Source organism: Aquirufa sp. ROCK2-A2 (assembly GCF_054558485.1).
Genome location: NZ_JBPXKA010000001.1, coordinates 20,179 through 45,970, shown reverse-complemented (window position 1 = coordinate 45,970; position 25,792 = coordinate 20,179). Strand labels below are relative to the sequence as shown.

Genomic DNA, 25,792 nt, shown 5'->3' with positions numbered 1-25,792 from the left:
ACCACCTGGAAAGAAATCTGTTCGAATACTTATTGAATAGAAGACGCTTCATGATTAAAATATTGAACTTACTTTTAATTTAAAACGATTGCGAGCACATAAACAAATTTAATCAATTTTCTTAAAAAAACAATTTGGACAAAATTCTATATCAAACCATAGCTGTCTATCAAGTTTCTACATTCGGACACATTGTTCCACATCAAAACATCGATCATGGATAAGCCTGCGACAAATTGACCCTCTTTTAAGTTACCTTGCTGATACACTGGTAGTGTGGGGTTTAAAAATTGTAATTGACAAGATTTATTTTCAAAATACGATTTATCATACAAAGATTGCCCATTCTTCGCGTTTATGTAGTGATCGCTTCCCAAAAATTTGGTGATTTCTATAAGCCGATCTGCCTTGTCCCAATTAGCATCCAAAACACCAAGTTCCGAGCTTTTGTAATAGCGTTTTTCAATTCCTAAATACGCCATTGTTTTCACTATACTAGAAATTGCTAAATCAGCAATTGATTCAGGTTTTCCCTGCAATATATCATCGATCAATGACCTAACTGCATCATAATGAGGAGCTTTTTTATACGCTGACTGTAATTGAACCAACCACTTATTAGGAAATTCATTACCCCATGAAATCGTGGATTCTCGAATGGTTTTGTTTTGACTTTGTTTGAATAAAGGTATAGTGAACAAGAATGCTTTATCCTGCATCAGAATTTGATTTCGATTAATCCAACCTTTTTTGATAAACATGACATCATCGTAAAATACAAAGTCATCAACCGATTGAACCAATTGAAAATACCCTAAATAGGGGAAAAAATAAGGTTGCATAATCGCTACCGACATACCACTAAACCCCGAAACCTGGAGCTGTTAAATTGACTGTTTGATCAGATTTCATGACCAAAATCTGCTCATCTTTCACATCTGTCATATAACCGATTGCAGTTACGTCTGAGATTTTACTAACTTGATCAAAATCAGCTTGAGAAATCGTAAAAATTAATTCATAATCTTCACCACCATTTAGTGCAGCAGTAAGTGGGCTTAAATTAAATTCCGTTGCTGACAAATATGTTTCATCATCAATAGGAATATTTTTTTCGAAAATTCTTGCCCCTGTCCCTGATGCCTTACACAAATGAATGATTTCTGAGGATAAACCATCAGAAGAATCAATCATAGAAGTTGGAACTACATTCAAAGCCCTTAATTCATGAATAATGTCAAATCTAGCCATAGGCTTTAGCTGACGCATCACCACATAACTTTTATCATCTAATTCGGGTTGCATATCTGGATTAGCTAAAAAAACTTGCTTTTCTCTTTCCAAAGATTGCAAACCTAACAAGGCTGCGCCAAAATCGCCAGAAACACAAATGACATCATTTGCCTTGGCATTATTTCTTGTTGTTAATTTAGATTCTTCCACCAATCCTAATGCTGACATCGAAACAATTAACCCTTGCGGAGATGCAGTGGTATCACCACCAACCAAATCTACCTGGTATTCTTCGCAAGCCAATTGAAATCCACTGTACAACAACTCAACAGCTTCAACAGAAAAACGATTACTTAATCCCAATCCAATGGTAATTTGAGAAGGCAAGGCATTCATCGCTGCAATATCAGACAAAACAGCTGATACTAATTTAAATCCCAAATGCTGAAGAGGCGTGTAAGACAAATCAAAATGTACCCCTTCAATGAATAATTCAGTACTTGAAACGACTAACTTTCCGTCTGCCTCTAAGACAGCTGCATCATCACCTATTCCCTTTTTTGTCCAAGAATGACATGCCTGAAAATTTTGGGAAATTTTGTCAATCAAACCAAACTCACCTATACTACCTATTTCTGTTCTTTTTTCCATATAATAAAAAAGCCGCCCCAAAAGGCGGCTAAAATTTCTGATTCAATTTAAGGATTAACCAAAGTTAATTTGACTACCTTGTTACCTGCTTTGATATATGCGGCAGTTGTTTCCAAAACCAATTTAGAACTGGTAGGCTTTGGATTAATGGTAAAAACAATGGTGCCATCCGTTCCTGATGGAGCCCCTTCAGCACTCGTTAAATTTTTTAGAGTAAGTTGACTATTGTCTGAAGACAACAAATAAGTCCCGGTAAAGACTCTTTTATCGAATTCTGTTAATGTTACTGTACTACCTGTACTCAAATCAAGTTTAAATTGTGCATATCCTTGAGTAACATTGGTTGAAGAAGATTTATCAAATTGTGTAACATTATCCCATTGAACAAGACTTGCTGACCAAGATTTTTTAATTAATTCTGAAACCGCTGGTTCCACGGGTGTTGGTGTTGTGCCGCCACCGCCATTGGATGAGGAACCACATGACCAAAAAAGAATGGAAATGAATCCGATAAAAACACGTAAATATTTTTTCATGGTTGAAATTTTTCAAAGTGTAAATTTAAAAATTCCTTACAATAAAATGGCTTTTAATTCTTTTTATTTAGTTTCGTAAAAATGAAATATTGTGTCCATCGAATTACCTAATTTTTCAAAATCCCAATTATCTCTTCGAAACGGTCAAGACAAACCCGAAATTTGGGTTGCCTTTCAGGGATTAATCTATGATATGACTAGTTCGAAATTGTGGAAAAATGGCAAACATTATGAACATTGGGCAGGACAAGATCTAACAGCGGAATTGTCTGATGCCCCTCATTCGGAAAAAGTTTTTGAAAAGTTTAAACCCATCGGAAAATTAGTCTAATGAAAATTCTCATCATAGAAAGTGGTTCAACAAAAACGGAATGGCGTTTAATCAGTGATACGATAGGTACACCAATATCCTATTTTTCTCAAGGTATAAATCCTTATTACCAATCTGAAATTGAAATATTTGAAGCACAAAAATCAATCTTAAGTAAATTTCCACCATCGGGAGTGAGTCATATCTACTATTATGGAACCGGTATTACAGGGGATGATAAGAAATCAATCATACAGAATTTTTTGCAAAGACATTTTAATGATGCCAAAGAACTCATTGTTGAAAATGATTTAATGGCTGCTTTGAAAGCCAATCTAGGTGATAAAAAAGGTATCGCCTGCATATTGGGCACCGGCTCTAATTCAGGCTATTTCGATGGAAAACAAGTGACCGAACAAATTCCACCTTTGGGGTTTTGGTTAGGAGATGAAGGAAGTGGAGGTCATTTAGGAAAATTATTAATTCTATCCTACCTGCACAAAGAATTACCTGAGGATCTAAGAAGTCTTTTTATCAAACGTTTTGGTGAATTAAGTCGTTTAGATATTTTAAAGAAAGCATATAAAGAAGAATTCCCTAATCGGTGGTTTGCTAGTTTTTCTAAATTCCTTTTTGATCATCGAAAGCATCCATTTTGCTACAACTTGATTGAACAATCGTTTGATACATTTGTCAAACTTTATTTATTGAAATATTCAGAAGTCCAACATATCCCGATACATTTTACAGGATCTGTGGCATTTTATTACTCAGACATATTAAAACGTGTTTTAAAGAAATATGGTCTTCAAACTGGTATTATTAGCGAAAGTCCAATGGCTGGTTTAAGCCTTTATCACAAAAATCAAATTTGGACAAATTCAAATTAGATTTTTTTGCATATTATCAAGAAAAATAACATTTGAGTTCTTAATTTATATAACTTTGCCATTAAAGCCTTCGTAATCAACCATAAAATTCATTTCGTCTATGTCTAACAAAATCAAATCCATCGGGACGAAACAAAAAGCACTACAAATTAATTTAGATCGTAGTATTTACGGTTCTTTCGCAGAAATTGGCGCCGGACAGGATGTAGCTGCCAACTTTTTCAAAGCAGGTGGAGCATCTGGAACCATAGCCAAAACTATTTCAGCCTATGATATGGCATTTTCGGATGCTATTTATGGAGAAGAAGCATCCGGAAAATATGTTTGCGAACCTCGATTGATGAAAATGTTAAATCGAGAGTACAAATTGCTTCAAGTTCGTTTGGTCGAACAAGCTGAAGAAAAGCGATTTTTCTCATTTGCCAATACCGTATCTGCCTTAAATTATCAAAAAACCAATGATGCACATGGATGGATTGGTTTAAGATTCCAACTGAAACCAGGTGGCGCATTCAATGACGTGGTTATCCATGTCAATATGTTGGACAATGACAATATACTGCAGCAACAAGCATTGGGCGTGATTGGTGTAAATCTCATTTATGCCTGTTACCATTACTTTGATGATCCTGAAAAATTATTAATTTCTCTTTTGGATGACCTATCAACAGATAAAATCGAAATCGATATGATTCGATTTGAGGGTGCCGATTTTAAAGAGGTTGATAACCGTTTGATGTCCTTGTATTTAGTTAAGCATGGATATACGCAAGCCGCTGTGTTTGGGCCAGATGGAAATGTTATGCAACCCTATGATGCCTTATCTAAAAAACATATTGTTGCAATCAGAGGTAGATTTAGACCGGTAACCAACATCTTTTCAGACATGTTGAAAAAGGGTTTAGCACAATTTGAAAATGAGGAAGATGTTGATGATGATAAAATTTGCGTTTTGTCTGAATTGACTTTACGGAATTTAGAAGACGGGACTCATAAAATTAATGAGAAAGATTTTTTAGATCGAGTGGATATTCTGTGTTCATTAGGGCAAACGGTATTGATTTCCAACTTCCATGAATACTTTAAATTGGTTGCCTATTTAGGTCAATTTACCAAACAAAGAATGGCATTGATCATGGGTATGCCTAATTTAGAATATATATTTGATGAAAAACATTATGCTAATATTCCAGGTGGGATTATGACCGCATTTGCCAATTTGTTTGGCTCTAAAATCAAGTTGTATTTATACCCTACATTGGATGCAGAAGGTCAGCTAATCAATTTAAATAGCTTTGAACCAGCAGCACATTTGAAAGGGCTTTATCAATTTTTAATAGACAATGAAAAATTAACTGACATTGATCGATACGATGAAAGTTTAATGAACATTCATACAGATAAGGTTTTGGATATGATTGTCCAAGGCTCAGGTGAATGGGAAAATTTAGTACCTAAAATCGTTGCTAAACAAATTAAACAAAATCATTTATTTGGATACCCTAAAATCTCTTAATTTTAAAATTTAGACCATTTTTTACCTAATTGAATAAATGGTTTTTCAAAAAAATGATAGGATATATAAGCCAATAAAATCGTAAGGATTACAGTAGAAATAAAAAGAAATGGGCTAGAAATAAGGCCCATTTTTTTTGCTATGATGCCAACATACGAATAAATAATGGGGTGTAATAAATAAATACCATAAGTTGATTCCCCCAATAAATTCAACAAACGTGTCAACAAACTTGGTAATTGGACGCTATTTTTATAAAATCCAAATACTAATAAAAACGTAAAAATGCTAAATCCAATTCGATTCCAACCTGTTACAATATTTATTTGATTTCCAGTACTTGGTAGCAAAACCAAAAGAATTACTGCCAACAAAACACACTTAATAGCGGTTAACTTGCTAATTAATCGATTTTCAAAAAAATAATACATCCCGATTCCTAGCACGTAAAAGAATACATTATTCCAGGGATTCACGTAGATTGCCCATTGTTTGGCCAATGATATTTCAGAAGATAGTAGATTTAAAGAAAAGAATAGAGCCAATAGAAAGGTAGATATTAAAACAAGATTACCCCAATTTCTACCATAACGGAATATCAAAAAAACCAATGGCGTAATTGAATAATACACCATTTCATTACCTATCGACCAAGCACCCGTGAGGAAATATTTGGAAGGATACAAAAATGCAAATGCTGTTGAGGCTGTCGAAATAAGGTTTTCCAAATCCTTCGAGTTTATCTCAATGTTTGGATTTATGATTGTCAATCCGATACAAAGCCACAGTAATGGCCAAATTCGAAAAATCCTGCGGAACCAAAAAATTAAAACTTGTTTCCAAGAATTAAAAAACGAATGATACACAATTACCATACTTAAGCCTGACAATACAAAAAAAATGGAAACAGCGTATATCCCCAAACGTCCCAGAATTGATCCTGAATCCAGAGGAAAACAAGTCCACAAGGTTAAATGATAACACATGACAGTCACCGCCATTAATCCTCTCAGCCAATCTAAAGATTGAACACGATTATTTGCCGACTGATAAATGGTGTTTTTCATAAAAAAGAAAGCCAAGTACGATCAAGTACTTGGCTTAGCAGGGAATTATTTAATTATTTCAATAAACCAACAAATTGGTCAAATAGATATCGAGAATCATGTGGTCCTGGACTAGCTTCAGGGTGATGTTGAACAGAGAATGCTCTTTTACCCTTTACTTGTAATCCTTCTACGGTGTTGTCATTTAAATTAATGTGAGTCAATTCTGCTTTGGAAGAATTTTTTAACTCATCCATTTTTACAGCAAAACCGTGATTTTGTGAAGTAATTTCAGAGAGACCTGTAACTAAATTTTTGACCGGATGATTTAAACCTCTATGTCCGTTATGCATTTTGTAAGTACTTAAACCACACACTTGTGCTAGAATTTGATGTCCTAAGCATATACCAAAAACAGGCTTATCGGAAGCAAGCATTTGAGTTACGGTATCTATTGCATAAGACATCACAGCAGGGTCACCTGGTCCATTGGAAACAAAGTAGCCTGTAGGATTCCAAGAAGCAATTTCTTCAAATGAAGTTTTAGCAGGAAATACTTTCAGGTAACAATTCCGATCAGTTAAATTGGTCAATATACTTTTTTTCACACCTAAATCCAGAACTGCTACTTTAAAATCGGCAGATTCATCTCCTAGAAAATAAGATTCTTGCGTACAAACTTTGGAAGAAAGTTCTAATCCTTCCATAGATGGTATCTCATTTAATTTATTTTTCAATTCGTCTTCATCAAAAATTTCGGACGAAATAAGACAATTCATTACACCCTTAGTACGAATATGACGAACTAATGCACGCGTATCAATACCTGAAATACCAACTATTCCTGCTTCTTCAAAAAATTGTTGAAGTGATTCATCAGCAGTAGCTCTAGAATGTACAGAGGCAAATTCATTACAAACCATACCAGCGATTTGCACTTGATTAGATTCACTTTCAGTCTTTGTACTTACACCATAATTCCCAATGTGAGAGGTTGTATTTATGATGACCTGTCCAGCATAAGAAGGATCTGTATAAATTTCTTGATAGCCTGTCATTCCGGTATTAAAACAGATTTCTCCGCCATGCGTACCAATTTTCCCTAATGCTTTACCATGAAAGAGCGTTCCATCTTGAAGGAGTAGAACGGCAGGACTTGATTCATTAATTTTCATAAAAATATGATAAAATAAAAAAGAAATTTTCTAAATTTTTATTCAAAAAAAGGGCTTCAACGAATAGTTGAAGCCCTTTAAAATCAGTAAAAGAGAGAAACTATGCCTCTTCTCCTTTATCTTCTTTAGGCTCCTCAGAAGCAGGCTCTTCAGCTGGTGTTTCTTCTACTACTTCAGCCGATGGAGTTTCCTCTACAACCTCTGCAGAAGGTGCTTCAGCTACAGGCGCAGCCTCAACAATTTCTTCTTTTTTAGTAGATGCACGACGACTTCTACGAGTTTTAGTTGCTTTTTCAGCAGCTGCAGCTAACATAGTTTCGTTAAAATCTACTAATTCGATGAAACAAACTTCAGCATTATCACCTAGACGATTTCCTAACTTGATAATACGAGTGTATCCACCTGGACGATCTGCTACTTTTTCAGATACGATTCCGAACAATTCCTTGATTGCTTCTTTATTTTGTAAATAAGAGAAAACAACACGACGATTGTTAGTGTTATCAGTTTTTGATCTAGTAATCATTGGCTCAATGTATTTACGCAACTCTTTCGCTTTCGCTACCGTTGTTTCAATACGTTTGTGCAAGATTAAAGAAGAAGCCATATTGGATAATAAAGCGGCTCTGTGTGAAGAAGTTCTTCCTAAATGATTGAATTTTTTTCCGTGTCTCATTGTGTTAATTCGTAAGTTAAAAGCCCTTAGGCTGCGGTTAATGTGGCCCGTAGGCCACATCACCTATTACTTTTTTAAAAATAAATATTAATCTTCGTCTAAACGATATTTCGCAACATCCATTCCGAAAGTAAGACCTTTTTCCTCAATTAGTTGTTCTAACTCAGTTAAAGATTTCTTACCAAAATTACGGAATTTCATCATATCTGAAATTTCTAATTTAGCTAATTCACCTAAAGTACGTACATCTGCTGATTTCAAACAGTTATAAGCACGAACAGATAAATCTAAGTCAGCTAAAGAAGTTTTCAATAATTTACGCATGTGTAATAATTCCTCATCAACGATATTATCTTCCTCAGCTTTTGGAGTTTCGAAAGTCATCGTTTGATCAGAGAACAACATGAAGTGTTGAATTAAGATATAAGCCGCACCTTTCAAAGCATCTTCTGGATGAATTGATCCGTCAGTTTCGATATCTAAAACCAATTTTTCATAATCTGTCTTTTGTTCCACACGTGTATTTTCGATGCTAAATTTCACATTCTTGATTGGAGTGTAAATAGCATCAATAGCGATATGACCAATTGATAATTCGTTTGCACGAGGCTCATCAGCAGGTACATAACCACGTCCTTTTTCAATAATCAATTCAACGTCTAATTCTTTCGAAGAATCTAAGTTGCAGATTACTAAATCTGGATTTAAAACAGTAAAATAAGGAGTAAACTTAGCGATATCACCAGCAGTGAACGCAGTTTGACCTTTAATCTTGATATTTACACGATTGTCTAAAATTTCTTGATTTTTCTTAAAACGAATTTTTTTAAGATTTAAGATAATTTCAGATACATCTTCGTGAACACCTTCAATAGCAGAAAACTCGTGTAGAACACCAGAGATCTTAACGCTTGTTATCGCATACCCTTCTAAAGAAGAAAGTAAAATTCTACGAAGTGCATTACCTATGGTAACACCGTAGCCTTTTTCGAGTGGCTTGAACTCAAATAACCCGTGGAAGTCATCTGCTTTTTCCATTACAACTTTTTCGGGCATTTGGAATGCTAATATTGACATATTTCGTAGCTTAAAATGAACTTGAAAAAACGTTATAGGTACTCTTAATTAAAAAATAAAATAATAAATAACAGATTATTATTACTTCGAATATAATTCGACAATAGCCTGCTCATTAAAATTCTCAGGTATTTGATCTCTTTCTGGATATGCAGAGAATTTACCTACTAATTCAACTCCGTCCCATTCTAACCAATTGAAACGCTTTGGAGAACGTCCCGCTAATGAGTTAGAAACAACTTCTAATGATTTAGATTTTTCACGAACACCAATTAATTGACCTGGGCGTAAAGAGTAAGATGGCACATTTACTATTTCTCCATCCACATTAACGTGCTTGTGAATTACTAATTGACGAGCTGCGCGACGAGTAGGAGCAATTCCTAAACGATAAACCACATTGTCTAAACGAGATTCACACAATTTCAACAAGTTCTCACCTGTAATACCTTCTTTAACAGAAGCTTTGTGGAATAAGTTTTCGAACTGACGCTCTAATATACCATACGTATATTTAACTTTTTGTTTTTCCTTTAATTGCAAAGCGTATTCAGAAACTTTTGTACGTTTTCCTTTACCATGCATTCCTGGAGCATAATTTTTACGAGCTAATGCTTTGCTCGGTCCTAGAATTGCTTCACCGAAACGACGTGCAATCTTGGATTTGGGACCTGTATATCTAGCCATTTTGTTAAAAGTCATTGAGCCTCTTATGCTCAATGAAGTAATTATTAAGTGAAAAAATAATGCTGAGAAAATAATTACTAATTACTCAGCACAAAAATTTATTAAACGCGACGACGTTTTGGTGGGCGACATCCATTATGAGGCATAGGAGTGATATCTTTAATTAAAGATACTTCAATACCTGAATTTTGGATCGTACGAATAGCAGACTCACGTCCAGCTCCCGGTCCTTTAACGAAAACGTCAGCTTTCTTCATTCCAGCTTCTACCGCTACAGCAGCACAGTTTGATGCCGCCATTTGAGCTGCATAAGGAGTGTTTTTCTTAGAACCACGGAAACCCATCTTTCCTGCTGATGCCCAAGAGATCACTTGACCTGCTGAGTTAGTAATTGAAATGATAATGTTGTTAAATGAAGCCTTGATGTGTACTTGACCTACTGGTTCAATTACTACAACTCTTTTTTTGGCTTTATCTTTTCTTTTTGCTTGTGCCATTACTTTAGATAAATAAAACTTGTATGTGGGATTTAACCCTTGTTATTATTTAGTTACTTTTTTCTTGTTAGCAACTGTTTTTCTACGACCTTTTCTCGTACGAGAATTGTTCTTAGTGCGTTGACCACGTACAGGTAAACCTTTACGATGGCGTAAACCACGATAGCAACCGATGTCCATCAAACGCTTGATGTTTAATTGAACTTCAGACTTAAGCTGACCTTCTGTTTTGAATTCAGCAGCGATGATCGCACGGATAGCGCTAGCTTCCGTATCATTCCATTCACCTGCTTTCTTATCAAAAGAAATCGATGCTTTGGTTAAAATCTTTTGAGCAGTGCTACGACCAATACCAAAAATATAAGTCAATGCAATTTCTCCTCTTTTTTTGTCGGGAATATCAACCCCTGCAATACGAGCCATATAGGTAATTAATTGTTGTTATTAATTATTTATTAAATCAGAATTATCCTTGTCTTTGTTTGAACTTTGGATTCTTCTTGTTGATAACATAAAGCTTTCCGTGACGACGAATAACTTTGCATTCTGCACTTCGCTTTTTGATTGATGCTTTAACTTTCATATTTACTTTATTTATAAATCAAACCTTATTTATATCGATAAACAATTCTCGCTTTACTTAAATCGTAAGGAGACATTTCTAACTTCACTTTATCACCAGGTAGAATTTTAATGTAATTCATACGCATTTTACCTGAAATATGCGCAATCACTTGATGCGTATTCTCTAATTCAACACGAAACATAGCGTTCGAAAGAGCTTCCAAAATTATTCCGTCTACTTCTATCGAGGACTGTTTTGCCATAGTATTATTTAAATATTCAACAATATTGTTGAGGTTTTAATCACTTCTTCTATGTATGAAAAGGTTGTTAAAATTTCAGCTTCTTCTTTTCCTACTGCTACCGTATGTTCAAAATGCGCTGAATTCTTTCTGTCTTTGGTGCGGATAGTCCATCCATCTTTATCAACAGTAATTTGACGAACTCCTAAATTAATCATGGGTTCAATGGCAATTACCATACCCTCTTTTAATTTAATACCGTCACCTTTTCTACCATAATTAGGTACTTCTGGACTCTCATGTAAATTCTTACCAACTCCATGCCCTACTAACTCACGAACAACGCCATATCCAAAGGACTCAGCATAGGTCTGAACAGCAGAACCTACATCTCCAATACGTTTACCATTATGAGCTTGTTTAATACCTAAATACAAAGACTCTTTCGTCCGTTGTAATAAATCTTTACTATTTTGATCAACATCGCCAATCGCATAAGTATATGCACTATCAGCATGAAATCCCTTTTTATAAACGCCTGCGTCTATGGCAATTGTATCACCTTCTTTGAGAACCAAACTACCAGGTAAACCATGAACAACTACATCGTTCACCGAAATACAAAGAGAATACGCATACTTTTTATTCCCTACTTGGTAATTTAAAAAAGAAGGATGAGCATGGTTATCACAAATAAATTCATAAGCTATCTTATCCAGTTCTAGCGTTGTAACTCCAGGTCTAATCGCCTTAGCTACTTCTGCATGACATCTTCCTAAAATATCACCATTCTCTTTAATAATGGCTAAATCCTCAGAACTTTTAAGATAAATCATAAATTATCGAGCAATAACTTCTGACCGTCCTTTCACACGACCAGATTGCATTAAACCCTCATATTTACGCATCAACAAATAACTTTCAATTTGTTGTAAAGTATCCAAAACAACACCTACTAAAATCAACAAGGAAGTTCCTCCAAAGAAAGAAGCAAATCCACGAGTGATTCCAAATAAATTAGCAATAGCAGGTAAAATTGCAATTACCGAAAGCATGAAAGCTCCAGGTAGCGTAATACGGTCTAAAATGCTAGCGATAAAACCTGAAGTTTCTTCACCAGGTTTTACTCCCGGTACAAAACCTCCACCTCTTTTCATATCATCAGAAATTTGGGTTGGATTAATTGAAATAGCAGTATAAAAGAACGTAAAAACAATGATTAAAAAAGCAAACAATAAATTGTATTGCCAAGTAGTAAAATCACCAAAAGACTGAGCAATCGACTGAGCAAATTCACTTTTCTCAGCAAACGATTGTGCTACTAAACCTGGAATAAACATCAAGGCTTGAGCAAAAATGATCGGCATAACTCCAGAAGCATTTAACTTCAAAGGAATGTATTGACGCTCACCACCTACTGACAATTTACTTCCCACAACTTGTTTAGCGTATTGAACAGGAATTCTACGAACGGCTTGAGTCACCATAACAGCACCCATAACAACGAAGAATAAAGCAATTACTTCAATAATAAATAATAAAGCACCTGACATTCCACGTGAACTAGCTTCTTGAATTAAAGAGGAAGGGAATCTAGAAACGATACCAATCATAATTAACATAGAAATACCATTACCAATGCCTTTATCTGTAATTTTTTCACCTAACCACATACACAACATAGTACCTCCTACAAGAATAGCTACGCCATATAGACGGAAAAACCATGGGTCAACTAAAATAGCCTCTGCTGGAATGGTTACCTGTAAGTAAGTAAAACCTTGAGCAGCTGTAACAAAAATGGTTAAAATACGAGTGATTTGATTAAGCTTTTTACGGCCTGATTCACCATCTTTTTGCATTTTTTGAAAATATGGCAAAGCGATAGTCAATAATTGGATAGCAATGGATGCTGAAATGTAAGGCATGATACCCAATGCAAAAACCGAAGCATTGCTCAAAGCACCACCAGAAAACATATTCAACAAACCTAACAATCCACCATCTCCTACTTGACTAAGTTTAGTAGCATCTACACCAGGTAAAACTACATAAGAACCCAAACGAAAGAATGTAATAAAAAGGAGCGTATTTAGAATACGTCCTCTTAATTCTTCAATCGAAAAGATGTGTTTAAAAGTTGTGATTAACTTATTCATTTCTAAGGTTTCGGTTATTAATCAACAATAGCTTGACCACCTGCAGCTTCAATCGCAGCTTTAGCAGCTGAAGAGAAACCTTTGGCATGTACTTCGATAGCAGAACTAACTGTTCCACGACTTAAGATTTTAACTAAATCAGATTTAGAAACTAAACCATTAGTGTACAACACATCGAAGTTAATAACATTAGAACCTGTTGTTTCAGCTAATAATTGTAATGTATCCAAATTGATAGCTTTGTATTCTACACGATTAATGTTTTTGAAACCAAATTTAGGAACACGACGTTGCAAAGGCATTTGACCACCTTCAAAACCACGCTTGCGTGAATAACCTGAACGAGATTGAGCACCTTTGTGACCACGAGCGGAAGTACCACCTAGTCCAGATCCTTGACCACGACCAACTCTTTTTCTAGTTTTTACCGAGCCTTCTGCAGGCTTTAAAGAAGATAATTTCATATTCTTGGGGCTTAGCGCTGTCTAATAAATAGACAACTCGCAAATTAATTAAATATTTTCAACTACAATTAAGTGATTGACAGCACGAATCATACCAGCGATAGCCGGATTTAATTCAACTTCTACACTTTTACGGATTTTACCTAATCCTAGCGCTTGAATAGTACGCTTTTGTACTTCCGGACGCTTAATTGCACTTTTAACTTGTGTAATTTTAACTTTAGACATTGTATGTTCTATTTTTGAGGCACAAGGCGCTCGGATTATCCATTAAATACTTTAGCCACTGAAATTCCACGTTGGAATGCAACAGTATGTGGAGCTCTCATCTTAACTAATGCGTCGATAGTAGCTTTAACCACGTTGTGCGGATTAGAAGATCCCTTAGATTTTGCTAAGACATCATGTACACCTGCTGATTCTAATACAGCACGCATAGCACCACCGGCGATCAACCCAGTACCTGGAGCAGCTGGCTTAACTAATACAAAGCCACCAGAGAATTTACCTAATTGCTCATGAGGAACAGTGTTCTTCAACAAAGGAATTTGGAATAAATTTTTCTTAGCGTCTTCGATACCTTTTGTGATAGCATCAGTTACCTCATTAGCTTTTCCTAAACCGTATCCAACGATACCTTTTCCGTCTCCTACCACTACGATAGCAGAGAAACTAAAACGGCGACCACCTTTTACCACTTTGGCAACACGATTGATAGCTACCACTTTCTCCTTCAATTCTCCCTCGTTAACCTTAATTGGTTTTGCTTGTAAATGCGACATATCTTATTAAAATTGTAAGCCACCCTCGCGAGCGCCTTCAGCTAATGATTTAATTCTTCCGTGATATAAATAACCGTTACGATCGAAAACAACTTTCGTAATACCTGCTGACTTTGCTTTCTCAGCAATTTCAACACCTACTTTTTTAGATGCTTCAATGTTATTGTTAACTTTTCCGTTAACAAATGAAGTAGCTGAAAATAATGTCTTTCCAGATAAATCATCCACAACCTGTGCATACATTGCACTATTTGAACGATAAACAGTTAAACGAGGACGTTCAGCTGTTCCTGCTATTTTCGCACGAATCGCACGTTTAATGCGGGTTCTACGTAAATCTTTTCTTGTTGCCATTGTTATTAACTTGTTTTTGTGGATTTCCGGCCCACATTTAAAATTTATTTCTTACCACCAGCTTTACCAGCCTTACGACGTACTTGCTCACCCACAAAACGAACACCTTTACCTTTGTAAGGTTCAACTGGACGTAATGATTTGATTTTAGCAGCTACTTGGCCAATCAACTGTTTGTCGATTCCTTCTAAAATAACCATTGGATTCTTACCCTTTTCCATCGCAGTTACAACTTTTATTTCAGCAGGAACAGACATAAAAATAGAGTGAGAAAACCCAAGACTTAATTCTAAAATATTACCTTGATTAGCCGCTTTATAACCAACCCCGATAATTTCTAAATCTTTTTTGAAACCTTCGCTAACACCAACAACCATGTTGTTAATCAATGAACGGTATAAACCGTGCATAGCTTTGTGACGCTTTTGTTCCGTAGGACGCTTAACGGTCAATACATTATCTTCCATTGTAACTTGGATATCAACATCGATTTGTTGAGATAATGTACCTTTAGGCCCTTTTACAGTTACTAAATTACCCGTACTTACTTCTACTGAAACTCCAGCAGGTAAAGTGATAATTTTATTTCCTATTCTAGACATTTACTTTAATTTATAGCTTAAATTACGAGTACAAACTCCTTTCAGCGTGAAACATTTATTAATATACGTAACATAATACCTCACCACCTACGTGTAAAGTACGAGCTTCTTTATCTGTAATTACTCCTTTAGAAGTAGATAAAATTGCAATTCCTAAACCATTTAAAACGCGAGGTAATTCCTCTGCACCATTGTATTTACGTAAACCAGGTTTAGAAATACGAGTTAAGTTTACAATTGCAGGCTGCTTAGTAACTGAATTATATTTCAAAGCGATTTTGATTGTTCCTTGAACAGAAGAATCATCGAATTTATAATTTGAAATATAACCTTTATCAAAAAGAACCTTTGTAATTTCCTTTTTAATATTAGAAGCAGGGATTTCAACTACCCTATGGCGCGCTTTAAGCGCATTTCTCAATCGGGTTAAATAATCTGCTATAGGATCTGTCATTGTCTTTAAATTTGCCGCAAGCTTTTAATTGGGCCTGCAAAATTACAAAAATGAATTTAATTAATCAAATTTTTATTACCAGCTTGATTTTGTCACACCTGGAATCAATCCGTTAGATGCCATTTCGCGGAAAGTAACACGGCTAATGCCGAATTTACGCATATATCCACGAGGACGTCCGGTTAACTTACAACGGTTATGTAAACGAACTGGAGAAGCATTCTTAGGAAGCTTATCTAAACCAGCGTAATCGCCGGCTGCTTTTAAAATCGCTCTTTTTGCTGCATATTTAGCAACAGCAGCTTCGCGTTTTCTTTCTCTTGCTTTTACTGACTCTTTAGCCATAGTGTAAAAATTTAAATGTTGTAAACAGCCTGTTGGCTAATTATTTTTTAATATTTGAAAAAGGCATTCCAACTGCTGCCAACAAAGCGTAAGCTTCTTCATCCGTGGATGCTGTTGTTACAAAAGTAATGTCCATACCTGAAATCTTTGAAACTTTATCAATTGAAATCTCAGGGAAGATGATTTGTTCTTTTACACCCAATGTGTAATTTCCTCGACCATCAAAACCTTTTTCAGAGATACCTTTAAAGTCACGCACACGAGCCAAAGAAACCGTTGTTAAACGATCTAAAAACTCATACATACGATCACCTCTCAAAGTTACTTTCACGCCGATAGGCATATTTTCACGTAACTTAAAGTTTGAGATAGCTTTCTTAGAAACTGTTGCAACCGCCTTTTGACCAGCAATTTGAGTAATTTCTTCAACAGCAACATCTACTAATTTTTTATCAGATACTGCTGCTCCTACACCTTTATTGATTACGATTTTAGTAATCTTAGGCACTTGCATAACGGATTTGTACTGAAACTTTTCTTTCAAGCTTGGTACAACTTCCTTCACAAAACGTTCTTTTAATCTAGGTACTGCCATTTTTTATATTTTGTGGATTTCCGACCCACGCGTTAAGTTCAATTTAAGAAATAAATTTTCCGGTAACTTTTGAATAACGTTGTAATTTACCTTTTTCGTTTAACTTACGTCCTGTACGAACAGGTTTACCATTTTCTACTACCATTAAATTGGAAATATGAATGGATCCTTCACGCTTTTCAATTCCACCTTGAGGGTTGCTTGCAGAAGGCTTAACGTGCTTAGTTTGCAAATTAGCTCCTTCTACGATTGCACGAGATTTATCAACAATAACTTCTTTGATAACACCAGTTTTGCCTTTCGCATTACCAGCGATAACCATCACGTTATCTCCTTTTTTAATGTGCAATTTAGTTTGCTTACTTGTATTCTTTTCCATTGTTTGATTCTTTCTATTGGATTTCCAATATGTTTGATTCTCAGCTTATTATAATACTTCAGGGGCTAAAGAAACAATTTTCATAAAGCCTGCATCACGCAATTCACGTGCTACTGGTCCAAAAATACGAGTTCCTCTTGGCTCATCATTTGCGTTTAACAACACTGCCGCATTGTCTTCGAAACGAATATAAGTTCCATCTTTACGACGAATTTCTTTTTTAGTACGAACAACTACTGCTCTTGAAACTGTACCCTTCTTCATACTAGAAGATGAAAGCGCCGATTTAACAGAAACTACAATTTTGTCTCCTACAGAAGCATATCTTTTTCCAGTACCGCCTAAAACACGAATGACTAAAACTTCTTTTGCTCCAGAATTATCCGCTACACCCAATCTTGATTCTTGCTGTAACATTATCTTTGATCTTTAAAATTTAAATATTTGAATAACAAGAGGTAGATTATTTCGCTTTTGCGATGATTTCTACTAATCTCCAACGCTTATTTTTAGAAAGAGGACGGGTTTCCATCACTTTCACTGTATCACCTATTCCGCACTCATTTTTTTCATCATGAGCCATCAATTTGGTAGTCTTCTGTACGAACTTTCCGTACAAGGGGTGTTTCACTTTACGATCCACAGTTAATGTGATAGACTTATCCATCTTATCACTAACCACCTTCCCAATCCTTACTTTTCTTAGATTTCTTTCCATGGTTGGACTTGTTAAACAATTGACCATTAGCAATTCGAAATGGTCTATTAAAAATTAATAATTAATTAAGCTTTTGCTTGTGCCGTTAAAGCAGTCTCTAAACGGGCAATCAATCTACGAGTTTGACGAATTCTCATCGGATTTTCGATCGGAGAAATAGCATGTGCTAAATTTAAACGATCAAGGGTTTCCTTTTCAGAAGCAATTTGCTTCACTAATTCTTCCACTCCTAATTTATTTATTTCTGCGTTTTTCATAACAATGTTATTTGTTAAGTAGTAAACCGAAGTTTAATACTATTCTGAATAATCTCTACGTACAACAAATTTAGTACGCATTGGCAATTTTTGTGCCGCCAAACGTAATGCTTCTTGAGCGATAGCTAAAGGAACACCCGATGATTCGAACAAAATAGTACCTGGGCGAACATTGGCTACCCAATATTCCGGCGCTCCCTTACCCTTACCCATACGAACCTCTGCAGGTTTTTTGGTAATTGGTTTATCAGGGAAAACACGAATCCAAACTTGACCTTCACGTTTCATCGCACGAGTCACAGAAATACGAGCTGCCTCAATTTGACGAGCAGTTATACGACCTGGCTCCAAAGATTTAATAGCGAATGATCCAAAATCGATTTCATGACCACGGGTTGCAAGACCCCTAACGCGACCTTTCTGTTGCTTACGAAACTTGGTTCTTTTAGGTTGTAACATCTTATTATAAGTCTAATGTCTTTTACAATTAATTAATAGCGAATTAACGCTTTCCTCCTCTACCTCCACGAGCACCGCCTGCTGCACCTGCTTTGTTACGATCACCACCTTGATCACCGCCACGAGAACGGCCACCACGACGATCATCATCACGTCCACCACGTCCACCACGATCTCCTGAACGAGATTCAGCTGAAGTTGATTGTAAACCCATGTTTGCATTAGGAGATAAATCACGCTTACCAAATACTTCACCACGGAAAACCCATACCTTGATACCAATTTTACCGTAAACCGTTAAAGCTTCAGAGATCGCGTAATCCACATCTGCACGCAATGTATGCAAAGGTATACGTCCTTCTTTGTATCCTTCAGAACGTGCCATTTCAGCACCTCCCAAACGACCTGATAATTTTAATTTAATCCCTTGAGCACCAACACGCATTGCAGAAGCAATAGCTTGTTTCATGGCACGACGGAAAGAAATACGAGCTTGTAATTGTTGAGCAATTGCTTCTCCGATTAATTTAGCATCAATCTCAGGACGCTTAATCTCAAAAATGTTGATTTGAACATCTTTGCCAGTGATAGCTTTTAATTCCTCTTTCAACTTATCTACTTCAGCACCTTGCTTACCGATAACTACTCCAGCACGAGCTGTGTTGATGGTTAAAGTTATGCGCTTAAGTGTACGCTCAATAATAACTTTAGAGATAGATCCTTTAGGAATACGAGCAGCTACATACTTTCTGATCTTTTCGTCTTCTACCAACTTATCCGCGAAAGTCTTACCACCGTACCAGTTAGAATCCCAACCTCTTACGATACCTAATCTTAATCCAACGGGGTTAATTTTTTGTCCCATTTCTTATTTTATCTAATAGTTAATTATTCTGCTGAACTTGTTTCTTCTAAAGAAGGAGCCTCCGAAGATGCTACTACTAAAGTGATGTGATTTGAACGCTTCAAAATGCGATGTCCTCTACCTTGAGGTGCAGGACGTAGACGCTTGATTGAAGATCCACCATCAACGAAAATCGTTTTGATGAACAAATCAGCCTCCTCGATACTTGCACCCTCGTGCTTGTTTTGCCAGTTTGAAACCGCTGAGAGTAATAATTTCTCAATTGATTTCGCACCAATCTTTGGCTCAAACTTTAAAATACCCAATGCTTTGGATACTTTTTGTCCACGTACCATATCCGCTACTATTCGCATCTTTTGAGGCGAGGTAGGAACATTTCTTAATTTAGCTACTGCTTCCATTTGAATATCTGATTACGCTGACCCGTAGGCCATTATCTTTACTTTTTACCTTTGTCTTTTTTCGCAATGTGACCACGGAAATTACGTGTCGGCGAAAACTCTCCTAATTTGTGACCTACCATGTTTTCAGTAACATAAACAGGAATAAATTTATTTCCATTATGAACTGCGAACGTGTGACCAACGAAATCTGGAGAAATCATTGAACGTCTAGACCAAGTTTTGATAACCGACTTCTTGCCAGCATCATTCATTGTTTGAACCTTGTTATCAAGGCGGTAATCAATGTAAGGACCTTTTTTTAGTGAACGTGCCATCTACTATTTTTTTCTTCTACTGATGATAAGACGATTAGTGTGTTTCTTTGGATTACGAGTTTTCTTACCCTTAGCCAATAAACCGGTACGAGAACGTGGGTGACCTCCTGATGAACGACCCTCACCACCACCCATAGGGTGATCAACTGGGTTCATAACAACACCACGAACACGAGGACGACGACCTAACCAACGGTGACGACCCGCTTTACCCAAATTCACATTCATGTGATCTGCATTTGAAACCGTTCCAACAGTTGCTAAACAACGTGCTAAAACCATACGCATCTCACCTGAAGGCAACTTCAACGTTGCATATTTTCCATCACGAGCTAATAATTGAGCATATGTACCAGCAGAACGAGCCATTTCAGCTCCTTTACCTGGTTGTAACTCAATTGCGTGAACAATTGTACCTAAAGGAATATTAGACAATGGAATCGTATTACCAATTTCTGGTGCTACTGAAGTCCCTGAAATAACAGTTTGTCCAACTTGAATACCTTGAGGTGCAAGGATATAAGATTTCTCGCCATCAGCATACTCAATAAGAGCAATACGTGATGTACGATTCGGATCATATTCTACAGTTAATACTGTTGCTGGTACATCAAACTTCGAACGAGTGAAATCAATCACACGGTAACGACGCTTGTGCCCTCCACCGATGTATCGCATCGAGCGACGACCATCAGCATTTCTACCACCTGTACGCTTGATAGGCTCCAATAAGGGCTTATACGGTTTGTCCGTAGTAATCTCCTCAAACGTTGGCGCAATGCGCTGACGTTGGCCTGGGGTAGTCGGTTTTAATTTTTTAATTGCTGCCATTTATAAAGTTCAATTTATCGGGATGAACCCCCTTAATTAATTTAATTAAATTCCTTGGTAGAAGTCAATTACCTCTCCAGCTGCTACCGTAACAATCGCCTTCTTATAAGTAGATGTACGACCTGAAGTTATTTTAGTACGAGTACTTTTGGATTTTTTCTTTCCAATTTGACGCATAGTCGTAACAGCCGTCACTTCTACTCCGTACATTTTTTTCACTTCTTTGGCAATTTCAATCTTGTTAGCAGTCAACTCAACTACGAACACATACTTGCCTTTTTCTTGCATGGCTTGCGACTTTTCAGTCAAGGCCGGACGTTTAATAATGCCCATTGATATTTCGTTTATAACAGAACTTAGTCCTGAAAATTATTTACTAAAAGATGACTCAATTTTTTGAATAGCCTCCGCTGTAATTAACAACTTTGAAGCATTTACCAAATCATATGTATTCACATCAGCTGCCGTAGAAACTTTTGCTTTTGGAATATTACGACCAGATAAAACCACATTTTTGTCTACTTCTTGAGTAATCAATAATGTTTTGGTGTTATCCAAAGAGAATGCCTTCAACATAGTTAAATATGCCTTTGTTTTCGGTGAATCAAATGCCACTGAATCTAAAATAGCAATATCTCCACTTTGAGCTTTCGCAGCTAAAGCAGATTGGCGAGCCAATGCCTTAACTTTTTTATTCAATTTGAAATGGTAATCACGTGGACGAGGTCCGAAAATACGACCACCACCTTTAAACAAAGGTGATTTCATTGAACCCGCACGAGCACCTCCCGTACCTTTTTGTTTCTTCAACTTACGCGTTGAACGAGCTACCTCAGCACGCTCCTTCGCTTTGTGAGTTCCTTGACGTTGATTAGCTAAATATTGCTTAACATCTAAGTAAACCACATGCTCATTAGGAACGATTCCAAAGATCTCATCAGAAAGAGTTACTTTCTTTCCGGTATCTTTTCCTGCTATGTTATATACTGATAATTCCATACTTCAGAATGTCTATAGAGAAAGGCTCAGCCTTTCATGAATGTTAATTTTCAATAATTATGTAAGAGTTCTTTGCTCCTGGAACTGATCCCGAAACAACCAATAAGTTCTTCTCTGGATATACCTTCAAAACTTCTAAATTTTGAACCTTAACACGATTACCCCCTGTACGACCTGCCATTCGCAAACCTTTAAATACACGAGATGGGAATGAACAAGCTCCAATAGAACCTGGGTGACGACCTCTGTTATGCTGACCGTGAGTTTGACCACCCACACCCGCAAATCCGTGACGCTTCACTACCCCTTGAAAACCTTTACCTTTAGAAGTACCAACAGCGTCAATAAACGATCCTACTTCTAACATCTCAACAGTTAATACATCACCCAAATTTAAAGGTTGCGCAAATGTGCGAAACTCAACCAATTTCTTCTTTGGAGTAGTATTTGCTTTCTTGAAATGTCCCAACAAAGATTTTGTTGTATGTTTCTCTTTTTTCTCTCCGTATCCAATTTGAACAGCTGTATAGCCGTCAGTTTCAACGGTTTTCACTTGCGTTACTACACAAGGGCCGGCTTCAATCAGCGTACATGCAACGGATCTACCGTCTTCCATGTATAGGCTGGTCATCCCGATTTTTTTACCAATAATTCCAGACATATAATATTTTTGTTTAAAAAATTATGCTTACAAGGCTACCGAGGCTTGTTGTAAGACTTTTATTCAAAATCATTTAACAATGATATAGGAATCAATAAAAAGGCAGATTGGTGTAAAGCTGACAAGATGAGAGCGCCGTGGATAACAGCGGAAGACACCTTGTGTAGCTTAATACTAAATTAATGGGCTGGGCATTCAACTCTCATTAACCAATACCAGTTCTGACACAAAAATTAAGCTTACCTTAATTTAAAACCTTTAAACACGCATTGTTTTGTTCTTTAATCTTATTCGAGAAGTTCTGCCAACCTCTTTCTGAATGAAAAACTGCGTCTGTCTAACGGGAGTGCAAAGGTAAGAATATATTTTAAAAATACAACAAGGTAATTAAAAATATTTTTAAAATCATTTATCAATCAGGCGATTACTACAATGCATCCTTGAAATCTAATACCCTTAATTGCAAGGTACGGCTCCCCCTAAATTCATTAATATCTACATGAAACAGTATCTGAATAGGCTTATATTGCTCGTAAGCAAGCATTAGTCCTTCATAAAAATCTTTCCTCATACCAAAGCATACCGCTTCCTGGGTAGCCCCGTTAGGAGTATCACTTACTTGAATTTTCAAATGCTCATCTTTCATTATTTGTGGTCGATCTCTCACAAATACTTGGGAACTAACAAAATATGGTAGCATATTGCCAGGGCCATATGGCGATAAGCGAACCAATAAATTATCATGAAATGATAAAGTCAAGGCAGAAAGTGGCAATTCTAAATCTACCCGTAATTCAGCTTTATTGACAGCATTTCCTAAACCCTCTACAACCAATGATTCAAACTTATTGATAAAAGCTGCTAAATTTTCATGTTTCAAATGCAAACCTGCCGCATGTGTATGGCCACCAAATTGCTCCAATAGTTCCACACATTGCTCCAAAGCATGATGTATATCAAATCCCTTCACAGAACGAGCTGAACCTACCACTTGCCCATTCGATTCCGTTAAGATAATTGTCGGCCGATAATATTGCTCTTGAATTTTACTTGCAACAATCCCAACAACTCCTTTATGCCATTCTGGATAAAATAAAACAGAACTCTTGGCCCTTTTCAAAAAATCATTTGTTTCAAACATGGCTAATGCTTGACCCACAATTTCCTTTTCAACTGCCTTGCGTTCTAAATTTTGTTGAATTACTGCCTCCGCCATAATTCTTGCTTCTTCATAATCTGAACTAAGCAATAATTTAACCGCCCCATGCGCATGCTCCATCCTACCCGCTGCGTTAATAATGGGAGAAATAGAAAATACGACATCCGTAATTTGAATGGGCGATTTTTTTCCTGCCTTTTGCAATAGATACCCCAAACCAGGTGTTGGATTTTTGCCCAATTTTTTCAACCCATGAAAAGCTAAAATTCGGTTTTCTCCGACAATCGGAACCATATCAGCTGCAATACTACACGCTAATAAATCCAATTTCTCCCAAATGGGCTCCATATCCAAATCATGCGTTTGCGCTAAAGCACAAATCAACTTAAATCCAACACCACATCCCGTTAATTCCTTAAAAGGATAAGGGCAATCGATGCGTTTGGGATCTAACACCGCATAAGCCTCTGGTAAATTTGCTTCTGGTAAATGGTGATCACAAACAATAAAATCAATTCCATGATCGTTGCACCAAGCAATTTTCTCGTGCGCCTTTACACCACAATCTAGAGAAATAATTAAGCTATATTCATTATCCAAAGCATATTGAACTCCGGCTTGTGACACTCCGTATCCTTCTGAATATCTATCAGGAATGTAATAATCGCAATCGGCTCCCAGCATCTCTGTTAAATAGCTGTACATCACGGCCACGGAGGTCGTTCCATCTACATCGTAATCCCCATACACAAGAATTTTTTCCCCATCTTCCAAGGCCCGACTCAAACGCTCAACTGCCTTATCCATGTCTTTCATTAAAAATGGATCATGCAATTGACTTAAATCAGGTAACATAAATGCCTTCGCATCTTCAAAATTTTTAATCCCTCTCGAAACCAACAATTGCAAAAAATACGGATTTTTTGTAGTCTTCAATTGCTCAGCGAGCATTTCAACTTCTTTCGGATCAGGATTTGGAACGAAGGTCCAATTCTTTTTAGGGTGTAGCATTCTTTAGATTTTGAACAAAAGTACAATTTCCATTTTAAAACAAATAAAACCTATTCATATTATCAAGACTCTGATATTCTATTTGTCACCGTATTTAAAATCATTTAAGCTTCTAATAGTTCGATAGAAATTCTTTATTTTTGCCTGCTATGATTTTAAGGACAGAGAATTTAGTTAAAAAATATGGTCAAAGACTTGTCAATGACCACATTAGCTACCAAGTAGCTCAAGGGGAAATTGTGGGCTTACTAGGCCCCAATGGAGCAGGAAAAACTACTTCCTTTTACATTGCGACAGGATTAGTTAAACCCAATGAAGGCAAAGTGTATTTAGACGACTTAGACGTAACAAGTCTTCCTATGTACAAACGTGCCCGTTTGGGAGTTGGCTATCTTGCCCAGGAAGCTTCTGTGTTTAGAACTTTAACCGTAGAAGAAAATATCCTTGCTGTGCTTGAATTGACAGAAATGAGTCGCACAGAGCAAAAAGAAAAAACCGAAAGTTTATTAGAAGAATTTTCCTTAACTCATGTTAGAAAAAGTTTAGGACAGGTTTTGTCTGGTGGGGAAAGAAGAAGAACAGAAATAGCTCGTGCTTTAGCAGTGGATCCTAAATTCATTTTATTGGATGAACCTTTTGCAGGAGTTGACCCTATTGCAGTTGAGGAAATTCAGTCGATTGTGGCAAAACTTAAATTCCGCAACATTGGTATTTTAATTACGGACCATAACGTGGATGAAACTCTTTCCATTTGCGACAGAGCGTATTTGTTATTTGAAGGTAAAATTTTGAAGGCAGGGACTCCAAAAGAATTAGCAGATGATGAACAAGTACGTCGATTATACTTAGGTAAAAATTTCAAACTGAGAGAATAGGGATT

39 protein-coding genes are annotated in these 25,792 nt (G+C 36.4%); 4 read left to right on the top strand and 35 right to left on the bottom strand.

From position 1 onward, the window contains the following. Positions 1 to 146: 146 nt before the first annotated feature. The 3 genes from V7S76_RS00290 to V7S76_RS00280 are packed head-to-tail and all read right to left on the bottom strand — an operon-like array spanning position 147 to position 2,420. Positions 147 to 842, bottom strand: coding sequence for a WbqC family protein (locus V7S76_RS00290; RefSeq protein ID WP_459507995.1), 696 nt, complete (start codon positions 840 to 842; stop codon positions 147 to 149). Between the two features lie 19 nt (positions 843 to 861). Continuing rightward, positions 862 to 1,884 carry a thiamine-phosphate kinase gene (gene thiL / locus V7S76_RS00285; protein ID WP_459507993.1) on the bottom strand — a complete coding sequence of 341 codons (1,023 nt, stop codon included), beginning with the start codon at positions 1,882 to 1,884 and terminating at the stop codon, positions 862 to 864. A gap of 47 nt (positions 1,885 to 1,931) precedes the next feature. Further along, a complete protein-coding gene (locus V7S76_RS00280; protein ID WP_459507992.1) occupies positions 1,932 to 2,420 on the bottom strand; it encodes a hypothetical protein in 489 nt (162 codons plus the stop codon). A 91-nt stretch (positions 2,421 to 2,511) separates the two neighbouring features. Here V7S76_RS00280 and V7S76_RS00275 point away from each other — a divergent pair, with 91 nt between their 5' ends. The 3 genes from V7S76_RS00275 (at position 2,512) to V7S76_RS00265 (ending at position 5,136) form a co-directional block, all read left to right on the top strand. Further along, positions 2,512 to 2,751 carry a cytochrome b5 domain-containing protein gene (locus V7S76_RS00275; protein WP_459507991.1) on the top strand — a complete coding sequence of 80 codons (240 nt, stop codon included), beginning with the start codon at positions 2,512 to 2,514 and terminating at the stop codon, positions 2,749 to 2,751. Continuing rightward, a complete protein-coding gene (locus V7S76_RS00270; RefSeq protein ID WP_459507990.1) occupies positions 2,751 to 3,620 on the top strand; it encodes an N-acetylglucosamine kinase in 870 nt (289 codons plus the stop codon). Before V7S76_RS00275 ends, V7S76_RS00270 begins: the two co-directional genes overlap by 1 nt. A gap of 100 nt (positions 3,621 to 3,720) precedes the next feature. Continuing rightward, a complete protein-coding gene (locus tag V7S76_RS00265) occupies positions 3,721 to 5,136 on the top strand; it encodes a TonB-dependent receptor (protein ID WP_459507989.1) in 1,416 nt (471 codons plus the stop codon). A 2-nt stretch (positions 5,137 to 5,138) separates the two neighbouring features. Here the strand turns inward: V7S76_RS00265 and V7S76_RS00260 are convergent, their stop codons facing one another. From V7S76_RS00260 to recJ, 32 genes are all read right to left on the bottom strand, one after another. Next, positions 5,139 to 6,203 (bottom strand): acyltransferase family protein, encoded by a 1,065-nt coding sequence (locus V7S76_RS00260; protein ID WP_459507988.1) that lies wholly within the window; start codon positions 6,201 to 6,203, stop codon positions 5,139 to 5,141. Positions 6,204 to 6,256: 53 nt separating this feature from the next. After that, a complete protein-coding gene (gene carA / locus V7S76_RS00255) occupies positions 6,257 to 7,357 on the bottom strand; it encodes a glutamine-hydrolyzing carbamoyl-phosphate synthase small subunit (RefSeq protein WP_459507987.1) in 1,101 nt (366 codons plus the stop codon). Between the two features lie 100 nt (positions 7,358 to 7,457). Continuing rightward, entirely contained in the window at positions 7,458 to 8,033 is a 576-nt protein-coding gene (gene rplQ, locus V7S76_RS00250; RefSeq protein WP_459507986.1) for a 50S ribosomal protein L17, read from the bottom strand. Positions 8,034 to 8,120: 87 nt separating this feature from the next. Beyond that, positions 8,121 to 9,110 carry a DNA-directed RNA polymerase subunit alpha gene (locus V7S76_RS00245; protein ID WP_459507985.1) on the bottom strand — a complete coding sequence of 330 codons (990 nt, stop codon included), beginning with the start codon at positions 9,108 to 9,110 and terminating at the stop codon, positions 8,121 to 8,123. An 81-nt stretch (positions 9,111 to 9,191) separates the two neighbouring features. Beyond that, positions 9,192 to 9,797, bottom strand: a complete 606-nt coding sequence (gene rpsD / locus V7S76_RS00240; RefSeq protein ID WP_459508597.1) for a 30S ribosomal protein S4 — start codon at positions 9,795 to 9,797, stop codon at positions 9,192 to 9,194. A 101-nt stretch (positions 9,798 to 9,898) separates the two neighbouring features. After that, positions 9,899 to 10,294: a 30S ribosomal protein S11 gene (rpsK, locus tag V7S76_RS00235; protein ID WP_459507984.1), complete on the bottom strand. Its 396-nt coding sequence runs from the start codon at positions 10,292 to 10,294 to the stop codon at positions 9,899 to 9,901. Between the two features lie 45 nt (positions 10,295 to 10,339). Further along, positions 10,340 to 10,717, bottom strand: coding sequence for a 30S ribosomal protein S13 (gene rpsM, locus V7S76_RS00230; protein ID WP_459489603.1), 378 nt, complete (start codon positions 10,715 to 10,717; stop codon positions 10,340 to 10,342). Between the two features lie 43 nt (positions 10,718 to 10,760). Further along, positions 10,761 to 10,877, bottom strand: coding sequence for a 50S ribosomal protein L36 (gene rpmJ / locus V7S76_RS00225; RefSeq protein ID WP_109324399.1), 117 nt, complete (start codon positions 10,875 to 10,877; stop codon positions 10,761 to 10,763). A 25-nt stretch (positions 10,878 to 10,902) separates the two neighbouring features. Continuing rightward, positions 10,903 to 11,121 carry a translation initiation factor IF-1 gene (gene infA / locus V7S76_RS00220; RefSeq protein ID WP_092013982.1) on the bottom strand — a complete coding sequence of 73 codons (219 nt, stop codon included), beginning with the start codon at positions 11,119 to 11,121 and terminating at the stop codon, positions 10,903 to 10,905. Between the two features lie 8 nt (positions 11,122 to 11,129). Then, the gene (gene map / locus V7S76_RS00215) at positions 11,130 to 11,936 is read right to left on the bottom strand and encodes a type I methionyl aminopeptidase (RefSeq protein ID WP_459507983.1); all 807 of its coding nucleotides are present in this window, start codon (positions 11,934 to 11,936) and stop codon (positions 11,130 to 11,132) included. 3 nt (positions 11,937 to 11,939) lie between these two features. Beyond that, positions 11,940 to 13,259 (bottom strand): preprotein translocase subunit SecY, encoded by a 1,320-nt coding sequence (secY, locus tag V7S76_RS00210; RefSeq protein ID WP_459507982.1) that lies wholly within the window; start codon positions 13,257 to 13,259, stop codon positions 11,940 to 11,942. Between the two features lie 17 nt (positions 13,260 to 13,276). Next, complete coding sequence (gene rplO, locus V7S76_RS00205) at positions 13,277 to 13,723, bottom strand: 50S ribosomal protein L15 (RefSeq protein ID WP_459507981.1); 447 nt, start codon at positions 13,721 to 13,723, stop codon at positions 13,277 to 13,279. 48 nt (positions 13,724 to 13,771) lie between these two features. Continuing rightward, positions 13,772 to 13,951: a 50S ribosomal protein L30 gene (rpmD, locus tag V7S76_RS00200; protein WP_205753085.1), complete on the bottom strand. Its 180-nt coding sequence runs from the start codon at positions 13,949 to 13,951 to the stop codon at positions 13,772 to 13,774. Between the two features lie 35 nt (positions 13,952 to 13,986). Further along, positions 13,987 to 14,505: a 30S ribosomal protein S5 gene (gene rpsE, locus V7S76_RS00195; protein WP_459507980.1), complete on the bottom strand. Its 519-nt coding sequence runs from the start codon at positions 14,503 to 14,505 to the stop codon at positions 13,987 to 13,989. A 6-nt stretch (positions 14,506 to 14,511) separates the two neighbouring features. Next, complete coding sequence (gene rplR, locus V7S76_RS00190; RefSeq protein WP_459507979.1) at positions 14,512 to 14,859, bottom strand: 50S ribosomal protein L18; 348 nt, start codon at positions 14,857 to 14,859, stop codon at positions 14,512 to 14,514. A gap of 44 nt (positions 14,860 to 14,903) precedes the next feature. Continuing rightward, a complete protein-coding gene (rplF, locus tag V7S76_RS00185) occupies positions 14,904 to 15,461 on the bottom strand; it encodes a 50S ribosomal protein L6 (protein ID WP_459507978.1) in 558 nt (185 codons plus the stop codon). Positions 15,462 to 15,519: 58 nt separating this feature from the next. Further along, a complete protein-coding gene (gene rpsH / locus V7S76_RS00180) occupies positions 15,520 to 15,915 on the bottom strand; it encodes a 30S ribosomal protein S8 (RefSeq protein ID WP_130895432.1) in 396 nt (131 codons plus the stop codon). A gap of 75 nt (positions 15,916 to 15,990) precedes the next feature. Then, the gene (rpsN, locus tag V7S76_RS00175; protein WP_459489595.1) at positions 15,991 to 16,260 is read right to left on the bottom strand and encodes a 30S ribosomal protein S14; all 270 of its coding nucleotides are present in this window, start codon (positions 16,258 to 16,260) and stop codon (positions 15,991 to 15,993) included. A 40-nt stretch (positions 16,261 to 16,300) separates the two neighbouring features. Then, positions 16,301 to 16,855, bottom strand: a complete 555-nt coding sequence (gene rplE / locus V7S76_RS00170; RefSeq protein WP_459507977.1) for a 50S ribosomal protein L5 — start codon at positions 16,853 to 16,855, stop codon at positions 16,301 to 16,303. A gap of 43 nt (positions 16,856 to 16,898) precedes the next feature. After that, on the bottom strand, positions 16,899 to 17,234 hold the full coding sequence (rplX, locus tag V7S76_RS00165) for a 50S ribosomal protein L24 (RefSeq protein ID WP_459507976.1): 336 nt from the start codon (positions 17,232 to 17,234) through the stop codon (positions 16,899 to 16,901). A gap of 48 nt (positions 17,235 to 17,282) precedes the next feature. Further along, the gene (gene rplN, locus V7S76_RS00160; protein WP_459507975.1) at positions 17,283 to 17,651 is read right to left on the bottom strand and encodes a 50S ribosomal protein L14; all 369 of its coding nucleotides are present in this window, start codon (positions 17,649 to 17,651) and stop codon (positions 17,283 to 17,285) included. A gap of 46 nt (positions 17,652 to 17,697) precedes the next feature. Next, on the bottom strand, positions 17,698 to 17,979 hold the full coding sequence (gene rpsQ, locus V7S76_RS00155; protein ID WP_459489592.1) for a 30S ribosomal protein S17: 282 nt from the start codon (positions 17,977 to 17,979) through the stop codon (positions 17,698 to 17,700). Positions 17,980 to 18,017: 38 nt separating this feature from the next. Further along, positions 18,018 to 18,209, bottom strand: a complete 192-nt coding sequence (gene rpmC, locus V7S76_RS00150) for a 50S ribosomal protein L29 (RefSeq protein ID WP_459507974.1) — start codon at positions 18,207 to 18,209, stop codon at positions 18,018 to 18,020. A 39-nt stretch (positions 18,210 to 18,248) separates the two neighbouring features. Further along, a complete protein-coding gene (gene rplP, locus V7S76_RS00145) occupies positions 18,249 to 18,668 on the bottom strand; it encodes a 50S ribosomal protein L16 (RefSeq protein ID WP_459507973.1) in 420 nt (139 codons plus the stop codon). A 43-nt stretch (positions 18,669 to 18,711) separates the two neighbouring features. Further along, on the bottom strand, positions 18,712 to 19,533 hold the full coding sequence (gene rpsC / locus V7S76_RS00140; protein ID WP_459507972.1) for a 30S ribosomal protein S3: 822 nt from the start codon (positions 19,531 to 19,533) through the stop codon (positions 18,712 to 18,714). A 23-nt stretch (positions 19,534 to 19,556) separates the two neighbouring features. Beyond that, positions 19,557 to 19,934, bottom strand: coding sequence for a 50S ribosomal protein L22 (gene rplV / locus V7S76_RS00135; protein WP_459507971.1), 378 nt, complete (start codon positions 19,932 to 19,934; stop codon positions 19,557 to 19,559). A 38-nt stretch (positions 19,935 to 19,972) separates the two neighbouring features. Then, positions 19,973 to 20,251 carry a 30S ribosomal protein S19 gene (gene rpsS, locus V7S76_RS00130; protein ID WP_459489587.1) on the bottom strand — a complete coding sequence of 93 codons (279 nt, stop codon included), beginning with the start codon at positions 20,249 to 20,251 and terminating at the stop codon, positions 19,973 to 19,975. Positions 20,252 to 20,254: 3 nt separating this feature from the next. Next, positions 20,255 to 21,082 carry a 50S ribosomal protein L2 gene (rplB, locus tag V7S76_RS00125; RefSeq protein WP_459489586.1) on the bottom strand — a complete coding sequence of 276 codons (828 nt, stop codon included), beginning with the start codon at positions 21,080 to 21,082 and terminating at the stop codon, positions 20,255 to 20,257. 45 nt (positions 21,083 to 21,127) lie between these two features. After that, the gene (rplW, locus tag V7S76_RS00120) at positions 21,128 to 21,415 is read right to left on the bottom strand and encodes a 50S ribosomal protein L23 (protein WP_459489585.1); all 288 of its coding nucleotides are present in this window, start codon (positions 21,413 to 21,415) and stop codon (positions 21,128 to 21,130) included. A 36-nt stretch (positions 21,416 to 21,451) separates the two neighbouring features. Next, positions 21,452 to 22,081: a 50S ribosomal protein L4 gene (gene rplD, locus V7S76_RS00115; RefSeq protein ID WP_459507970.1), complete on the bottom strand. Its 630-nt coding sequence runs from the start codon at positions 22,079 to 22,081 to the stop codon at positions 21,452 to 21,454. A 43-nt stretch (positions 22,082 to 22,124) separates the two neighbouring features. Further along, positions 22,125 to 22,742 (bottom strand): 50S ribosomal protein L3, encoded by a 618-nt coding sequence (rplC, locus tag V7S76_RS00110; protein WP_459507969.1) that lies wholly within the window; start codon positions 22,740 to 22,742, stop codon positions 22,125 to 22,127. 427 nt (positions 22,743 to 23,169) lie between these two features. Continuing rightward, a complete protein-coding gene (gene recJ / locus V7S76_RS00105; RefSeq protein WP_459507968.1) occupies positions 23,170 to 24,912 on the bottom strand; it encodes a single-stranded-DNA-specific exonuclease RecJ in 1,743 nt (580 codons plus the stop codon). 149 nt (positions 24,913 to 25,061) lie between these two features. Here recJ and lptB point away from each other — a divergent pair, with 149 nt between their 5' ends. Then, positions 25,062 to 25,787 (top strand): LPS export ABC transporter ATP-binding protein, encoded by a 726-nt coding sequence (lptB, locus tag V7S76_RS00100; RefSeq protein WP_459507967.1) that lies wholly within the window; start codon positions 25,062 to 25,064, stop codon positions 25,785 to 25,787. The last annotated feature ends 5 nt before the right edge of the window (positions 25,788 to 25,792 follow it).

What these genes read in the sequence shown, in the direction of transcription:
- V7S76_RS00290 (WP_459507995.1), bottom strand. Translation starts at nt 842, where the DNA reads ATGCAACCTTATTTTTTCCCCTATTTAGGGTATTTTCAATTGGTTCAA.
- thiL (WP_459507993.1), bottom strand. Translation starts at nt 1,884, where the DNA reads ATGGAAAAAAGAACAGAAATAGGTAGTATAGGTGAGTTTGGTTTGATT.
- V7S76_RS00280 (WP_459507992.1), bottom strand. Translation starts at nt 2,420, where the DNA reads ATGAAAAAATATTTACGTGTTTTTATCGGATTCATTTCCATTCTTTTT.
- V7S76_RS00270 (WP_459507990.1), top strand. Translation starts at nt 2,751, where the DNA reads ATGAAAATTCTCATCATAGAAAGTGGTTCAACAAAAACGGAATGGCGT.
- V7S76_RS00265 (WP_459507989.1), top strand. Translation starts at nt 3,721, where the DNA reads ATGTCTAACAAAATCAAATCCATCGGGACGAAACAAAAAGCACTACAA.
- V7S76_RS00260 (WP_459507988.1), bottom strand. Translation starts at nt 6,203, where the DNA reads ATGAAAAACACCATTTATCAGTCGGCAAATAATCGTGTTCAATCTTTA.
- carA (WP_459507987.1), bottom strand. Translation starts at nt 7,357, where the DNA reads ATGAAAATTAATGAATCAAGTCCTGCCGTTCTACTCCTTCAAGATGGA.
- rplQ (WP_459507986.1), bottom strand. Translation starts at nt 8,033, where the DNA reads ATGAGACACGGAAAAAAATTCAATCATTTAGGAAGAACTTCTTCACAC.
- V7S76_RS00245 (WP_459507985.1), bottom strand. Translation starts at nt 9,110, where the DNA reads ATGTCAATATTAGCATTCCAAATGCCCGAAAAAGTTGTAATGGAAAAA.
- rpsD (WP_459508597.1), bottom strand. Translation starts at nt 9,797, where the DNA reads ATGGCTAGATATACAGGTCCCAAATCCAAGATTGCACGTCGTTTCGGT.
- rpsK (WP_459507984.1), bottom strand. Translation starts at nt 10,294, where the DNA reads ATGGCACAAGCAAAAAGAAAAGATAAAGCCAAAAAAAGAGTTGTAGTA.
- rpsM (WP_459489603.1), bottom strand. Translation starts at nt 10,717, where the DNA reads ATGGCTCGTATTGCAGGGGTTGATATTCCCGACAAAAAAAGAGGAGAA.
- rpmJ (WP_109324399.1), bottom strand. Translation starts at nt 10,877, where the DNA reads ATGAAAGTTAAAGCATCAATCAAAAAGCGAAGTGCAGAATGCAAAGTT.
- infA (WP_092013982.1), bottom strand. Translation starts at nt 11,121, where the DNA reads ATGGCAAAACAGTCCTCGATAGAAGTAGACGGAATAATTTTGGAAGCT.
- map (WP_459507983.1), bottom strand. Translation starts at nt 11,936, where the DNA reads ATGATTTATCTTAAAAGTTCTGAGGATTTAGCCATTATTAAAGAGAAT.
- secY (WP_459507982.1), bottom strand. Translation starts at nt 13,259, where the DNA reads ATGAATAAGTTAATCACAACTTTTAAACACATCTTTTCGATTGAAGAA.
- rplO (WP_459507981.1), bottom strand. Translation starts at nt 13,723, where the DNA reads ATGAAATTATCTTCTTTAAAGCCTGCAGAAGGCTCGGTAAAAACTAGA.
- rpmD (WP_205753085.1), bottom strand. Translation starts at nt 13,951, where the DNA reads ATGTCTAAAGTTAAAATTACACAAGTTAAAAGTGCAATTAAGCGTCCG.
- rpsE (WP_459507980.1), bottom strand. Translation starts at nt 14,505, where the DNA reads ATGTCGCATTTACAAGCAAAACCAATTAAGGTTAACGAGGGAGAATTG.
- rplR (WP_459507979.1), bottom strand. Translation starts at nt 14,859, where the DNA reads ATGGCAACAAGAAAAGATTTACGTAGAACCCGCATTAAACGTGCGATT.
- rplF (WP_459507978.1), bottom strand. Translation starts at nt 15,461, where the DNA reads ATGTCTAGAATAGGAAATAAAATTATCACTTTACCTGCTGGAGTTTCA.
- rpsH (WP_130895432.1), bottom strand. Translation starts at nt 15,915, where the DNA reads ATGACAGATCCTATAGCAGATTATTTAACCCGATTGAGAAATGCGCTT.
- rpsN (WP_459489595.1), bottom strand. Translation starts at nt 16,260, where the DNA reads ATGGCTAAAGAGTCAGTAAAAGCAAGAGAAAGAAAACGCGAAGCTGCT.
- rplE (WP_459507977.1), bottom strand. Translation starts at nt 16,855, where the DNA reads ATGGCAGTACCTAGATTAAAAGAACGTTTTGTGAAGGAAGTTGTACCA.
- rplX (WP_459507976.1), bottom strand. Translation starts at nt 17,234, where the DNA reads ATGGAAAAGAATACAAGTAAGCAAACTAAATTGCACATTAAAAAAGGA.
- rplN (WP_459507975.1), bottom strand. Translation starts at nt 17,651, where the DNA reads ATGTTACAGCAAGAATCAAGATTGGGTGTAGCGGATAATTCTGGAGCA.
- rpsQ (WP_459489592.1), bottom strand. Translation starts at nt 17,979, where the DNA reads ATGGTCAATTGTTTAACAAGTCCAACCATGGAAAGAAATCTAAGAAAA.
- rpmC (WP_459507974.1), bottom strand. Translation starts at nt 18,209, where the DNA reads ATGAAAAACGCAGAAATAAATAAATTAGGAGTGGAAGAATTAGTGAAG.
- rplP (WP_459507973.1), bottom strand. Translation starts at nt 18,668, where the DNA reads ATGTTACAACCTAAAAGAACCAAGTTTCGTAAGCAACAGAAAGGTCGC.
- rpsC (WP_459507972.1), bottom strand. Translation starts at nt 19,533, where the DNA reads ATGGGACAAAAAATTAACCCCGTTGGATTAAGATTAGGTATCGTAAGA.
- rplV (WP_459507971.1), bottom strand. Translation starts at nt 19,934, where the DNA reads ATGGAAGCAGTAGCTAAATTAAGAAATGTTCCTACCTCGCCTCAAAAG.
- rpsS (WP_459489587.1), bottom strand. Translation starts at nt 20,251, where the DNA reads ATGGCACGTTCACTAAAAAAAGGTCCTTACATTGATTACCGCCTTGAT.
- rplB (WP_459489586.1), bottom strand. Translation starts at nt 21,082, where the DNA reads ATGGCAGCAATTAAAAAATTAAAACCGACTACCCCAGGCCAACGTCAG.
- rplW (WP_459489585.1), bottom strand. Translation starts at nt 21,415, where the DNA reads ATGGGCATTATTAAACGTCCGGCCTTGACTGAAAAGTCGCAAGCCATG.
- rplD (WP_459507970.1), bottom strand. Translation starts at nt 22,081, where the DNA reads ATGGAATTATCAGTATATAACATAGCAGGAAAAGATACCGGAAAGAAA.
- rplC (WP_459507969.1), bottom strand. Translation starts at nt 22,742, where the DNA reads ATGTCTGGAATTATTGGTAAAAAAATCGGGATGACCAGCCTATACATG.
- recJ (WP_459507968.1), bottom strand. Translation starts at nt 24,912, where the DNA reads ATGCTACACCCTAAAAAGAATTGGACCTTCGTTCCAAATCCTGATCCG.
- lptB (WP_459507967.1), top strand. Translation starts at nt 25,062, where the DNA reads ATGATTTTAAGGACAGAGAATTTAGTTAAAAAATATGGTCAAAGACTT.